A 13,217-nucleotide genomic window follows, 5' to 3' on the forward strand; every position below is an offset into this window, starting at 1 on the left:
CCTGGTGGTCTGTGATCTGCGACACGGGGTGCGGCAACACCTTTGTGATCTCCACCACCTGACGAACGATCATGAAGTCGGATGAGCGGTGATCTTCATACGCGAAGCGGCCGGGCCATCACCAGATGTGACATCCGAGCCCGTTTCCGCTGGTGGGAGCCGCATGGCTCTATCAAGGGATGCACCGTACAGGCAAATTGGCCCTGGGACGGCCAGGAGTGGTAAGGGGCCGGGGCTCACCCGGGCGAGGGGATCGCGAGGACCGAGGTGGACACGTGCGCGCGTTCACGAGCGGGCGGGACGGCGTCGCGGCGCACCGGTCCGTCCGTCACCCCGCCCCGGCTTCACCCTCGGCGCACCCCCGATTCACCCGTGCGAACGCCCCGGTCGGCCTCCGTGATCATTTCGACTGCCGGGTGGTGACCATCCTGTGACCTGTACCACTTCACTCAACCCCCCGGAGAAGCGGGCTTGGCCATGAGTGTGAAGGGGTGGTAAGTGGTGGGCAATTCGGACCTTTCCTTGAAAGTCCATGATCAAGGCCATGATCATCGATGCCCGTTTTGCCCGTTACGGCGTCAATAAGGGTGACAAGTAAGCGGATTCAAATATTCCGGACGTAACTGTGGCGCAACACACGATGCTTGACGGCAACCTGGTCACTCCTGATAGCGGTGTACCCATGTCCCACACCGCTCACATACCCAGCCACCGGAAACCCCGCCGCAGCGCGTCGAAGGTCGCCCTTCGCGCCGGGGTTGCCGGTGGCGTCCTCAGCACGATCGCGGTGGCCGGCGCCGCCGGGCCGGCGAACGCCGAGCCGGTGACCGAGACCATCGAAATGCCCACGCTCACGTCCGGGCTCGCCGGCACCGTCGCACAGTCGGCGGAGGCCACCCAGAGGGTCGCGTTCAACCTCGAACTCAACGCCGAGGAGAACGCCGCCGCCACCAAGGCCGCGCAGGCCGCCAAGAAGGCCAGGGCCGAGGCGGAGCGCCGGGCCGAGGCCAAGGAGAAGGCCGAGGCCGCCGCCCGCGCCAAGGCGGCGGAGGCCGCCGCACGGGCGTCCCGTACGGCCGAGCGCACCACGCTCGCCACCGCGTCCGGGAGCAGCGACTCGGGCTCCGGCACGGTCGCCGGTACCGCCAAGAAGGCCACCACGCAGGCCACCGGCTCCGCCGCCTCGGTCATCGCGTTCGCGCAGGCCCAGCTCGGTGACGCGTATGTGATGGGCTCCACGGGCCCCAACGCGTGGGACTGCTCCGGTCTGGTGCAGGCCGCGTACCGGCAGATCGGCGTCGACCTGCCGCGTGTCTCGGGCGACCAGTCCACGGCCGGCACCCAGGTCTCCCTGAGCAACCTCCAGCCGGGGGACATCCTCTACTGGGGCGGCGCGGGCAGCGCGTACCACACCGCGATCTATGTGGGCGGCGGCGAGTTCATCGGCGCGCAGAACCCCAGCTCCGGCGTCGTCCAGAAGTCCCTGGACTGGGACCCGCCGAGCGGCGCGGTCCGCGTCCTCTGACGCCCGGCCTGATAGGTGTTACCGAGGGCCCGCACCCCGCTCGGGGGGATGCGGGCCCTCGCCGTCCCGGAATCCGCGATCGCTCTCTGTTTCCGATCCGGGTGGACCGAGTCACCTCGCCGGGGCACACTTTGCGGCATGCCACCGAGGACAGTCACCACCGCTCGACAGCGCCGTCTCGGCGCGGAGTTGCGACGGCTCAGAGATGCCGCCGGCCTCAACTCGCGCGAGGCCGCACGCCTCCTCGGGATCGATCACACGAAGATCAGCCATATGGAGACCGCGCGGTTCGGCGTGAGCGGGGAGCGCATCCGCGCCCTCGCCTCCATCTACGGCTGCGACGACCAGGAGTACGTCCAGGCCCTGGTCAGGATCGCCGAGGACCGGACCAGGGGCTGGTGGACGGACTACCACGAGGTCCTCCCGGCCGACTTCCTCGACATCGCGGAGCTGGAACACCACTGCCGCGCGCTGCGCACCTACCAGATCGCCCATATCCCCGGTCTGCTCCAGACCGAGGAACACATCAACGCCATCTTCGCGGAGACCGATCCACCGCTGATGGACGCCGATCTCGAAAGGCGCATCAGCCATCGTCTGCGGCGCCAGGTGATCCTGAAGGGCGAGCGGCCGCCGAGCTACGAGGCGGTCATCCACGAAGCCGCGCTGCATATGCAGTTCGGTGGACGGAAGGTGGCGCGAGGCCAACTGGAACACCTCCTCAGCGTCAGCGAGCGCGACCATGTCACGATTCAGGTGATTCCGTTCAGCGCCGGTGGATTCGCCGGGTCCGGACAGTCGATCTTCTACGCCCTGGGCGATGTCCGCGCGCTCGACACCGTTCAGCTCGACGCCACCCACGGTGTCGCTTTCCTCGACTCCCCCACGCAACTGCGCAACTACCGGAATCTCCTGGACCGGATGAAGTCCAAGGCGCTTTCCATGGATGAATCACGCGACCTTATCCGTCATATAACAGTGAATTTGTGAAAGGTTCGAGATGTCTGACAGAACGTGGCAGGAATCCTCATACTGCCAGGCGGGAAACTCGTGTGTCGGCGTCCGGCGTGACGGTGGAGCCATCCTCATCCGCGAGAGCGAACAGCCGGACGAGATCATCGCCACGACACCCGAGAAGCTCGCCGCCTTCATACTCGGCGTCAAAGCGGGCGAGTTCGACCATTTCGTCGACTGAAGGCCGTTCCGGCTGAACCCCGTTCCTGCTGAGTCGCGTGACGGCGGAACCGGCCGACAGGCCGACGCCCCCACTCGCGTAACCTCGCCGGGCCGCAGGCCGTTCGCCGACCGAGGCCGTTCATTTATACGACACTCGCACACAACACCGTCGCCCCGTGGGTGGTCGGCGTCTTTCGCTCCTGGGTAGAACAGCAGATACGAACGAAGTGCACCGCCCCCAGGAGGTACCACCCATGAGTATTCGTGGGATCGACGTTTCATCACATCAAAATTCAACCTTCAGTACCAACGGACTCTCGTTCGTTTTTGTGAAGGCCACCGAAGGCACCTCGTACATCAATCCGAAGATGAACGCACAGGCCGCGCACGGGCGGGCGGCCGGGCTGGTGGTCGGCTTCTACCACTTTCTGCGCCCCGGCAGTATGAAGGCCCAGGCCAGGTATTTCGTGGAGGAGTGCGCGAGCATCGAGGGCGATCCGCTCTTCGCGGACTGGGAGGACGACGGGGTCTCCTGCGCCGAGAAGGACGCGTTCCTCGCGGAGGTGAAGCGGCTCCGGGGCGCCACGCACCGCGTCGGCCTGTACTGCGGGCAGTACTACTGGCTCAACCGGGACACCACCAGCGACGCGGGCGACGCCCTGTGGATCGCGGACTACGTCACCCCCGGAGAACCTCGGATCAAGGCCAGGTGGAGGTTCCACCAGTACACCGACACCCCGGTCGACACCAACGTCGGCGCGTTCACCGACCGGGCCGCGCTGCGGAAGTGGGCGGACGGGTAGGACGGGCGGCGCCCGAAGGCGCCAGCCGTCCGCACCGGAGGGTCAGGCCTTCGGGGCCACCTTCGACAGACCGTTGATGATCCGGTCCATCGCGTCGCCGCCCGTCGGGTCCGTCAGGTTCGCCAGCATCTTCAGCGTGAACTTCATCAGCAGCGGATGTGTCAGACCGCGCTGGGTCGCCAGCTTCATGACCTTCGGGTTGCCGATCAGCTTCACGAACGCGCGGCCCAGCGTGTAATACCCGCCGTAGGTGTCCTTGAGGACCCTCGGGTAGTGGTGCAGGGCCAGTTCGCGCTGGGCCGGGGTGGCACGGGCATGCGCCTGGACGATCACATCGGCCGCGATCTGGCCCGACTCCATGGCGTACGCGATGCCCTCCCCGTTGAACGGGTTGACCAGACCGCCCGCGTCCCCCACCAGCAGCAGACCCTTGGTGTAGTGCGGCTGGCGGTTGAACGCCATCGGCAGCGCGGCGCCCCGGATCGGCGTCGTCATGTTCTCCGGGGTGTAGCCCCACTCCTGCGGCATCGACGCGCACCACGCCTTCAGCACCTCGCGCCAGTCCAGCTCCTTGAAGGAGTCGGAGGTGTTGAGGACACCGAGACCGACATTGGACGTGCCGTCGCCCATCCCGAAGATCCAGCCGTACCCGGGCAGCAGCCGGTCCTCGCCGGGCCCCCGGCGGTCCCACAGCTCCAGCCACGACTCCAGATAGTCGTCGTCATGGCGGGGGGACGTGAAGTACGTACGGACGGCCACGCCCATCGGCCGGTCCTCGCGCCGGTGCAGCCCCATCGCGAGCGACAGCCGCGTCGAGTTGCCGTCCGCCGCGACGACCAGCGGCGCGTGGAAGGTGACCGGCGTCTTCTCCTCGCCCAGCTTGGCGTGCACGCCGGTGATCCGGCCGGTGCGCTCGTCGGTGATCGGAGCGCCGACATTGCAGCGCTCGTACAGCCGCGCGCCCGCCTTCTGCGCCTGCCGGGCGAGCTGCTCGTCGAAGTCGTCCCGCTTGCGGACCAGTCCGTAGTCCGGGTAGGAGGCCAGGTCCGGCCAGTCGAGCTGGAGCCGGACCCCGCCGCCGATGATCCGCAGGCCCTTGTTGCGCAGCCAGCCGGCCTCCTCGGAGATGTCGATGCCCATCGACACCAACTGCTTGGTGGCACGCGGGGTGAGCCCGTCACCGCAGACCTTCTCGCGCGGGAACGCCGTCTTCTCCAGCAGCAGGACGTCCAGGCCCGCCTTGGCCAGGTAGTACGCGGTCGTGGAACCGGCGGGGCCGGCGCCGACGACAATCACATCCGCGGTGCTTTCGGAGCGGGGCTCGGTCACGGCGGGATCTCCCGAAGACTCGAAATTGCGTACCGGACGGCACTGGACATGTGCAGTCTATGGGGGCGCACCGACGCCTCCACTGAAGGGCTGCTCTCATGAACAACATGACCACGCCGCTCCCCGCCCCCGTGGTGCAGCTCCGCGTCCCCACCGACGAGGACGCGCTCACCTGGCACCGGGTGTTCGACGATCCCGATGTGATGGAGTTCCACGGCGGTACAGCGGCGGAGCTCTCGGTGTACGAGGAGTTGACGGCCCGCCAGCGCAGGCACGACGCCGAACGCGGCTTCTGCCTCTGGACGATGCTGGACGAGGACGGCGAGGTGATCGGCTTCACCGGCGCCCAGCCCTGGCCGCACCCGTCCTTCGGGCCGGTCGGTGAGATCGAGATCGGCTGGCGTCTCGGCCGGGCGCACTGGGGCCGCGGTTACGCGACGGCCGCCGCGCGGGCCACGCTGGAGCGGGTGCGGGCGGCGGGCGTGGGCCGGGTCGTGGCGATGGTGAACGCGCGCAACGAGCGCTCGGTCGCGGTGACCCGGCGGCTGGGGATGGAGCTGGTGGAGACCTATCCGTTCACGGCGTACGGCGCAGAACAGCGGGCGCACTGCTTCCGGTTGGAGCTGTAGGCCCGCGACGCTGTGGGGGCCGACGCCGAGGGGGCCGAGGCGGTGGGCGCCGAGACGGTGGGGCCCGAGGCTGAGGGCACCGAAACGGTGGGGGCCGACGCGCGGGCCCGGTTCAGTTCCGTACGCCCCTGTGCAGCGCCACGATCCCACCGGTCAGATTCCGCCAGGCCACCTCGGACCAGCCCGCCGCCTGCAACCGCGCCGCGAGCGCGGGCTGGTCCGGCCAGGCGCGGATCGACTCGGCGAGATAGACGTACGCGTCGGGGTTGGAGGAGACGGCGCGCGCGGCCGGCGGCAGCGCCCGCATCAGATACTCGGTGTACACGGTCCTGAACGGCGCCCAGGTCGGATGCGAGAACTCGCAGATCACCACCCGGCCGCCCGGCTTCGTCACCCGGTACAGCTCGCTCAGCGCGCGGTCCGTGTCCTGCACATTGCGCAGGCCGAAGGAGATCGTCACCGCGTCGAAGACCTCGTCCGCGAACGGCAGTCGCGTCGCGTCCCCCGCCGTGAACGGCATCCACGGGTGGCGCCGCTTGCCCTCCCGCAGCATGCCCTGGGAGAAGTCGCAGGGCACGACATAGGCGCCGGTCGCGGCGAAGGGGAGCGAGGAGGTCGCGGTGCCCGCGGCCAGGTCGAGGACCTTCTCGGCGGGGCGGGCGTTCACCGCCTTGGCGACCTGCTTGCGCCACACCCGGTCCTGGCCGAGCGAGAGCACGTCATTGGTGAGGTCGTAGTTGGCCGCCACGTCGTCGAACATGGAGGCGACTTCATGCGGCTGCTTGTCCAGGGATGCGCGGGTCACGCGTCCATTGTGTCCCCCGCGCCGCGCCGTCCCGAAACCGGGGCGGCTCCCCCGGCCCCTCACCCCGGCCGGGCGGTACCGGACGGCCTCCGGGTCAGCGGCGGCGGTGGACCAGCCGGCCGGCCAGCACCGTGGCCACGCAACTGCCCGCGCCGTACCGGGCGAGCGCCGCGTACGGATCGCCCTCCGCCGGTACGGCGAACACCGCGAAGTCGGCGTCCCCGCCCGCGTGATCCAGCGGGGGGAGCGTGAACACCTCCCCGGCCGGGCGTCCCGCGGCGAAGGGATCGAGCGACGGGGGTCCCGGCGGGTCCGTGAAGCGCTCCTCGACCCTCAGCCCCGCGCGGGCCACCGCGTCCGCCACGGGGACCCGCCGCAGATCCCCCGCGACCGCGACCGTGCCGTGCGCCAGCATCCGCCCCACTCCGCGGCGCGCGCTCGCGCCCCAGCGGGCGTCGGTCATCTCCAGCGCGGCGAGCGCCTCGCCCATGAGCGGCTCGGTCCCCAGCTCGTCGGCCTCGCGCGGATCGGGATGGTAGGCGCGCTCCAGCAGTTCGGGACCGTACGGATTGCGCAGACCGGGCGTGATCACCCCCGGCCAGCTCCGGACCCGGGCCGCCGGGCGCGCGGCGGCCAGCTCCTCGTACGGGCCGACGGCGGCCACCGTACGTCCCTCGATCAGCACCGCGCCCCCGGGCACGGGCGCGCGGCCCGCGCCCGGGAGCAGCAGCTCGGCACGGTGGATCGTCAGCACGGACAGCTCGTTCCGGACGGTCCGGTCGGCTCGGACGGCCCGGCGGGTACGGACGGCCCGGCGGGTACGGACGACAGCATGGCGGCGCGGTCCCGGCGGCTCAGTTGGCGCTGAGCAGCTTCAGCTCCGGATGGGCCGTACCGCCCTCGATCGCCGTGGACGAGATGTGCGAGGCCACGCGGTCGTCGACCGGGTCGTTCGCCGGGTCGTCGTGCACGACGAGGTGCTCGTAGGTCGTGGCGCGCTGCGCCGGGACGCGGCCGGCCTTGCGGATCAGATCGATGATCTCCAGCCGGTTGGAGCGGTGCTTGGCACCGGCCGAGGACACGACGTTCTCCTCCAGCATGATCGAGCCGAGGTCGTCCGCTCCGTAGTGCAGCGAGAGCTGGCCGACCTCCTTCCCGGTCGTCAGCCAGGAGCCCTGGATGTGCGCGACGTTGTCGAGGAAGAGCCGGGCGATCGCGATCATGCGCAGGTACTCGAAGAGGGTGGCCTGCGTCCGCCCCTTCAGATGGTTGTTCTCGGGCTGGTAGGTGTACGGGATGAAGGCGCGGAAGCCGCCCGTGCGGTCCTGTACGTCCCGGATCATCCGCAGGTGCTCGATGCGCTCGGCATTGGTCTCGCCCGTGCCCATGAGCATCGTGGACGTCGACTCGACACCCAGCCCGTGCGCCGTCTCCATGATCTCCAGCCACCGCTCGCCGGACTCCTTGAGCGGCGCGATCGCCTTGCGCGGCCGCGCGGGCAGGAGTTCGGCGCCCGCGCCGGCGAAGGAGTCGAGCCCCGCCTCGTGGATACGGCGGATGGCCTCCTCGACGGAGACACCGGAGATCCGGGCCATGTGCTCGACCTCGGAGGCGCCGAGGGAGTGGATGACGAGCTGCGGGAAGGCGTCCTTGATGGCGCGGAAGTGCTTCTCGTAGTACTCGACGCCGTAGTCCGGGTGGTGGCCGCCCTGGAACATGATCTGCGTACCGCCCAGCTCCACGGTCTCCGCGCAGCGGCGCAGGATGTCGTCGAGGTCGCGGGTCCAGCCCTTGGCGGTGTCCTTGGGCGCGGCGTAGAAGGCGCAGAACTTGCAGGCCGTCACACAGACGTTGGTGTAGTTGATGTTCCGCTCGATGATGTACGTCGCGATGTGCTCCGTGCCGGCGTAGCGGCGGCGGCGCACCGCGTCGGCCGCGGCGCCCAGCGCGTGCAGCGGCGCCGAGCGGTAGAGGTCGAGCGCCTCCTCGGGGGTGATACGACCGCCCGCGGCGGCACGGTCGAGGACACCAGTGACGTGTACGGACGTGGGGTCGGCCTTCTCGGTCACCGGGGCGGGTCCTTCCCAAGGGGGCTGTGACGACGGTCCAGCCTACGTCAGGGCGTGTCGCGGACCGTGGGCGCCATGACCCCGACGGGATCGGCCGGTTGGCCGCGGCTCACCGGCCGCCGCTCACCGGCCGGGCTCACGGCTCGGGCTCACGGCTCGGGCTCACTACTCGGGCTCACGGCTCACGGCTCGTCGCTCGGGCTCACGGCCCGTGGCTCGTGGCTCGTGGCTTCGGCTCACTGTTTGGTGAGCGTGCCGCTCGGGGTGCCGGCCGCCGTCTCATCGGACTGGTAGAGCAGAGCCCCATCACCCGTGAGGGTGAAGGTCAGTCCGGCCTCGGCGCCGGTGCACAGCCCCTGGGTACCGGCGTCGTCCTCGTCGGTCCGTTCCGTGACCCGGAGCCGGCGGGTGGTACCCGAGTCGAAGGCGCCGATGCTGTGGCACTCCGTCTCCACGCCGAGTACGGAGAGGGTGTACGTCATACGCACCACGTCGTCGCCCCTGCCGCCCGCGCTGATCACGGCGGTGGCATCGCCGTGCGTCACCCCGCTCCGCTCGCTCGTCGGCCCCTTCCAGGTGCCGATGAACTCCGCGGGGACGTCGGTGACCGGGGTGCCCGGGTCCGAGGCGGAACCGGAGCCGGAGCCGGACGGTTCGGCGGCGTCGGGCGGTGCGGTGACATCGGGCGGCGCGTCGGAGGCTGTGACGCCAGAGGACGGGCGGGAGGCCGAGTGGTCGCTCCCGCCGTCGCGCCCGCCGCCCGGCAGCAGGTCGAGGAGGAAGGCGCCGCCCACCATCACCGCGGCCAGCGCGCCCGCCACCGTCAGGGCCACCGTGCAGCTCACCGTGCGCCCGCGACGACCGGAGCCGGTGCCGGGGCCGTTACCCGCTCCCGTCCCCGCGCCCGCTCCCGTTCCCACGCCGGGGCCGCTGCCACTGCCACTGCCCGGACCCATACCGGCGTCCGTGGTGAAGGAGACCGACAGCCGCCCGTCCGACGTGCGCTGCCCGGGAAGAGAGGCGTCCCGTACCGGATTCGCTCCCGCGTCCGCCGCTCCCGGATCCGTCACCGGGTCGTGCGGCGGCCCGAAGACCCCCAGCGGCGCGCCGCCCCGTGCCGGGAAGCCGTGCCCGTCACCCCCGGCCGGGGCCGCCGCCTCCAGGTCCAGCAGCCGCACCGCCGCCCTGCTCACCTCCTCGACCAGGGGCCCCGGCAGCCAGCCCGCGGCCACCAGCCCCGCGGCCCCGCCGGGTGCGAGCGCGCCCGCGATCTCACCCGGCGCGGGCCGGGCGGACGGGTCCTTGGCGAGACAGCGCGCGGCCAGTTCCCGCAGATCGCCCCCCAGCTCGCCCAGCTCGGGTTCCTCGTGCACGACCTTGTAGAGCAGGGCGGCCGAGGAGTCGCCGGGGAAGGGGCTCTCGCCCGTCGCCGCGTAGACGAGCACCGCGCCCAGCGAGAAGACGTCGGCCGCACCCGTGACGCCCTTGCCGAGGATCTGCTCCGGCGACATATAGCCCGGCGAGCCGACCGAGACACCGGTGGAGGTGAGCGAGGCGGTGCCGTCCGTGGCGCGGGCGATACCGAAGTCGATCAGCCGGGGGCCGTCGAGGGAGAGCAGGACGTTGGAGGGCTTGACGTCCCGGTGGACGAGCCCCAGGGCGTGGACGGCCGTCAGCGCCTCCGCGAGCCCCGCGCCCAGCGCCCGTACCGAGTGTTCGGGCAGCCGTCCGTGGCCCGCGACCGCCTCGGTCAGCGAAGGGCCCGCCACATAGCCGGTGGCCACCCACGGAACGGCCGCTTCCGGATCCGCGTCCAGCACCGGAGCGGACCAGCGGGGTCCGTCGGGACCCGTGCCGACACGCCGGGCCGCCTCGACCTCGCGCCGGAAGCGGGCCCGGAACTCCTCGTCCGTCGCGAAGTGCGGATGGACGACCTTGACCGCGACCGTACGGCCGCCCGCCGAGCGCGCGAGATAGACCCGGCCCATCCCGCCCGACCCCAGCCGCCCGAGCAGCCGGTACGGGCCGATGGCTTGCGGGTCACCTGCCTCCAGCGGCCGCATGCCCCGTCCCCCTCCGTCATGTCAGCGCCTGTGGACAGCACGCCTGTAGAGAGCAGCGTAGGGGCTGACGCCCCGGGCCGGGACGGGTCGGAACGGGTCGGGAACGGTCCCCGGGAGGGAAGCGCGGACGGGTCCGGCGGCGGGCGGCAAAGCGGTTCGGGGGCGGGTCGGCGCCGAGGGGAACGGCGGCGTACGAACGCGTTGCCCGGACATGAACGGTGCCGGCTCAGAGCGAGAGCAGCTTCACGCGCACCCCGGCCGGGAAGCCCGTCGTCGGCCCCGTCCTGCGGGCGAACTCCCGCACGCCGGCGAGCTGCTCGGGACCGAAGCGGAAGTCGAGCGTCGTGAAGTAGCGCTCCAGCAGCTCCGCGTCGAAGGTCTCCCAGCGCGCCGCCTGCTTGGCCACCTTCGCGACCTCCTCAAGGGAGAGATCCCGGGACGCGAGAAACGCCTCGTGGACCTTCCGTACGACCGCCGGCTCACGCGCCAGATAGTCCTTGCGCGCCGCCCAGACCGCGAAGACGAACGGCAGCCCGGTCCAGTCCTTCCACATCAGCCCCAGATCGTGGACCTGAAGCCCGAGCCGGGGCGCGTCGTGCAGCGAGGCGCGCAGCGCGGCGTCACCGATCAGGACGGCCGCCTCGGCCTCCTGCATCATCAGACCGAGATCGGGCGGACAGGTGTAGTACTCGGGCTCGACGCGGTACTGCTCGGCGAGCAGAAGCTGAGCAAGTCGTACGGATGTACGAGAAGTGGAGCCGAGGGCCACCCGGGCACCGTCGAGCTGCTCCAGCGGCACCTGCGAAACGATCACACAGGACATGACGGGCCCGTCGCAGCCGACCGCGAGATCGGGGAATGCGACAAGGTCATCGGCGTTGCGGAGGAATTCGACAAGGGTGATGGGGGCGATATCCAGCTCGCCCCGCACGAGCTGTTCGCTCAGCTTCTCCGGCGTGTCCTTCGTCAGCTCCAGATCGAGAAGGGTTCCGGTCCTGGCGAGCCCCCAATAGAGGGGCAGGCAGTTCAGGAACTGGATATGGCCGACACGTGGCCGGCTGCGGGCGTGATCACTTCCGGCGGGTCCAGCCACAGGGGCCACCTGTGGCGATGCCGCTGACTCCGACGCCGAGTCCGCCGTCTCCGGCGCCGTCTCTGCCTCTGTGTTTTCCACGGGACTGTCCACATCGCGAGGCTAGACCCGTGCGGTACGGGCGAACGCCCCGGGGCGTGGTTCGTCAGCACGTCAGACGCCTATACAAACGTCCGGGTGAAGTGATCTTTCCCTCTACCGCCGAGCGCGGAGTGCGTGCTAGGCTCGCCGCAAGTTGCAGTTTGGTTTCCCTTGCAGTACAGAGCCTGCGGAGCATGTGACCCGCAGGCTTTTGTAGTTTTCAGACTTCTTTGCAGGTTCTGGAGCAGGGCAACCCTTTGGCCCAAGGAGGGCTTATGGCTACCGGAACCGTCAAGTGGTTCAACGCTGAAAAGGGCTTCGGCTTCATCGCCCAGGACGGCGGCGGCCCGGATGTCTTCGTCCACTACTCCGCGATCAACGCGACCGGCTTCCGCTCCCTCGAGGAGAACCAGGTCGTGAACTTCGACGTCACTCAGGGCCCGAAGGGCCCGCAGGCGGAGAACGTCACCCCGGCCTAGTTGCCCGGGTCGGCGATCGCGCACGACTTACGCAGTACCAAGGAGCCCTGCTTACCCCACTCGGGTGGGGTAAGCAGGGCTCCTGCCTCTTGGCTCCCGGTTCCTTCCCGTCCCGGCCGCTTCGCGGCCTGTCCCGACTTCGCGGCCGTGCTTTCCCGCCGGGCGTGTCGCGGCGGATCCGCCCGACCGGAACCCGACGGCCCCAGCAGGCCCGACGGCCGCAGCAGGCCTGGCGGCCCCGGCGGGCTCGGCGGCCCCAGCAGGCCTGGCGGCCCCAGCGGGCCCGGCGGCCCAGCGGGCCCGGAGATCCCCGCGGCACGCGCGGCACTACGGCGCGTACAGCCCGTCTATCTCCGTGGCGAAGTCCTCCGCGACCGCCTCCCGCTTCAGTTTGAGCGAGGGGGTCAGATGGCCGCTCTCCTCGGTGAAGTCGACCGGCAGCACCCGGAACCGCCGGATGGACTCGGCGCGGGAGACCAGCCGGTTCGCCTCGTCGACCGCGCGCTGGAGCGCTCCGCGCAGCTCCTCGTCCTCCACCAGCGCGGAGAGCGGGACGCCCTGCTTCTTCCTCATCTGCCGCCAGTGGGCGAGACCGTCCGGTTCGAGGGTGATCAGGGCGGTGATGTACGGCCGGTCGTCGCCCAGCACCATGCACTGGCTGACCAGGGGATGGGCCCGCAGCCAGTCCTCCAGGGGCGCCGGGGAGACGTTCTTGCCGGCCGAGGTGATGATGTCCTTCTTGCGGCCGGTGATCGTGAGATAGCCGTCCTCGTCCAGCGCCCCCAGGTCCCCGGTGGTGAACCAGCCGTCATCGGGCCCCGCCGCGCGCAGCCGGGGCGTCTCCCGGGCCCCGCCCCCGGCCTCGTGGTCCCCTCGGTCTCCTTGCGGCTGAGGACGACCTCGTCCGGGGCCTCACGGGCGTTGTCGAAGGGGATGTCGGCGAGTGAGCCGGTCCTGACGGGCGGGACCAGCGGGGGTACGGAGACTTCTCTGACGGTCCCGTCCACACGGAGCTTCTCCGGTTCGACCGGCGACAGGGACGGCGAAGGCGACGGCGGGGCATCGGCGGGCTGGGCGGCGGACACGTGCGGCTCCTCGTCTTCGAGGCCAGTGCGCGGGACAGGAGGGAAGGCGTCCCGGCCCGCTCCTGCCCCGTGAGTAACCC

The 13,217-nt window shown here is 70.5% G+C and carries 12 protein-coding genes and 1 pseudogene; 6 read left to right on the forward strand and 7 right to left on the reverse strand.

Going from position 1 to position 13,217, the window contains the following annotated elements:
• Nucleotides 1-682 precede the first annotated feature (682 nt).
• The 4 genes from ACFYYH_RS12750 to ACFYYH_RS12765 all read left to right on the forward strand — a co-directional run bounded on the left by ACFYYH_RS12750 (nt 683) and on the right by ACFYYH_RS12765 (nt 3,504).
• Nucleotides 683-1,525: a C40 family peptidase gene (locus ACFYYH_RS12750; protein WP_388549493.1), complete on the forward strand. Its 843-nt coding sequence runs from the start codon at nt 683-685 to the stop codon at nt 1,523-1,525.
• A gap of 138 nt (nt 1,526-1,663) precedes the next feature.
• Nucleotides 1,664-2,515, forward strand: a complete 852-nt coding sequence (locus ACFYYH_RS12755; protein ID WP_388549495.1) for a helix-turn-helix domain-containing protein — start codon at nt 1,664-1,666, stop codon at nt 2,513-2,515.
• 10 nt (nt 2,516-2,525) lie between these two features.
• Nucleotides 2,526-2,720: a DUF397 domain-containing protein gene (locus ACFYYH_RS12760; protein WP_388549498.1), complete on the forward strand. Its 195-nt coding sequence runs from the start codon at nt 2,526-2,528 to the stop codon at nt 2,718-2,720.
• A gap of 235 nt (nt 2,721-2,955) precedes the next feature.
• Complete coding sequence (locus tag ACFYYH_RS12765) at nt 2,956-3,504, forward strand: glycoside hydrolase family 25 protein (RefSeq protein ID WP_388549500.1); 549 nt, start codon at nt 2,956-2,958, stop codon at nt 3,502-3,504.
• Between the two features lie 42 nt (nt 3,505-3,546).
• On the opposite strand, the gene ACFYYH_RS12770 is transcribed toward ACFYYH_RS12765, so the two are convergent.
• Nucleotides 3,547-4,833, reverse strand: a complete 1,287-nt coding sequence (locus ACFYYH_RS12770) for a geranylgeranyl reductase family protein (RefSeq protein WP_388549502.1) — start codon at nt 4,831-4,833, stop codon at nt 3,547-3,549.
• Nucleotides 4,834-4,940: 107 nt separating this feature from the next.
• On the opposite strand from ACFYYH_RS12770, the gene ACFYYH_RS12775 reads away from it, so the two are divergent.
• The gene (locus ACFYYH_RS12775) at nt 4,941-5,462 is read left to right on the forward strand and encodes a GNAT family N-acetyltransferase (RefSeq protein ID WP_388549504.1); all 522 of its coding nucleotides are present in this window, start codon (nt 4,941-4,943) and stop codon (nt 5,460-5,462) included.
• Between the two features lie 112 nt (nt 5,463-5,574).
• On the opposite strand, the gene ACFYYH_RS12780 is transcribed toward ACFYYH_RS12775, so the two are convergent.
• From ACFYYH_RS12780 to ACFYYH_RS12800, 5 genes are all read right to left on the reverse strand, one after another.
• Nucleotides 5,575-6,267 (reverse strand): demethylmenaquinone methyltransferase, encoded by a 693-nt coding sequence (locus ACFYYH_RS12780; RefSeq protein ID WP_388549505.1) that lies wholly within the window; start codon nt 6,265-6,267, stop codon nt 5,575-5,577.
• A gap of 94 nt (nt 6,268-6,361) precedes the next feature.
• The gene (locus ACFYYH_RS12785) at nt 6,362-7,021 is read right to left on the reverse strand and encodes a hypothetical protein (RefSeq protein WP_388549507.1); all 660 of its coding nucleotides are present in this window, start codon (nt 7,019-7,021) and stop codon (nt 6,362-6,364) included.
• Nucleotides 7,022-7,121: 100 nt separating this feature from the next.
• Nucleotides 7,122-8,336 carry a cyclic dehypoxanthinyl futalosine synthase gene (gene mqnC / locus ACFYYH_RS12790; RefSeq protein ID WP_388549509.1) on the reverse strand — a complete coding sequence of 405 codons (1,215 nt, stop codon included), beginning with the start codon at nt 8,334-8,336 and terminating at the stop codon, nt 7,122-7,124.
• A gap of 236 nt (nt 8,337-8,572) precedes the next feature.
• Complete coding sequence (locus tag ACFYYH_RS12795) at nt 8,573-10,399, reverse strand: serine/threonine-protein kinase (RefSeq protein ID WP_388549511.1); 1,827 nt, start codon at nt 10,397-10,399, stop codon at nt 8,573-8,575.
• A 226-nt stretch (nt 10,400-10,625) separates the two neighbouring features.
• Nucleotides 10,626-11,492 carry a menaquinone biosynthetic enzyme MqnA/MqnD family protein gene (locus ACFYYH_RS12800; RefSeq protein WP_388549513.1) on the reverse strand — a complete coding sequence of 289 codons (867 nt, stop codon included), beginning with the start codon at nt 11,490-11,492 and terminating at the stop codon, nt 10,626-10,628.
• A gap of 356 nt (nt 11,493-11,848) precedes the next feature.
• Between ACFYYH_RS12800 and ACFYYH_RS12805 the strand changes: the two genes are divergently transcribed.
• Entirely contained in the window at nt 11,849-12,052 is a 204-nt protein-coding gene (locus ACFYYH_RS12805) for a cold-shock protein (protein ID WP_017948713.1), read from the forward strand.
• Nucleotides 12,053-12,379: 327 nt separating this feature from the next.
• On the opposite strand, the pseudogene ACFYYH_RS12810 reads toward ACFYYH_RS12805, so the two are convergent.
• A pseudogene (locus ACFYYH_RS12810) lies at nt 12,380-12,865 on the reverse strand (long-chain fatty acid--CoA ligase); the annotation flags it as partial.
• Between the last annotated feature and the right edge of the window lie 352 nt (nt 12,866-13,217).

Source organism: Streptomyces sp. NPDC002018, from assembly GCF_042890865.1.
Classification (GTDB): domain Bacteria; phylum Actinomycetota; class Actinomycetes; order Streptomycetales; family Streptomycetaceae; genus Streptomyces.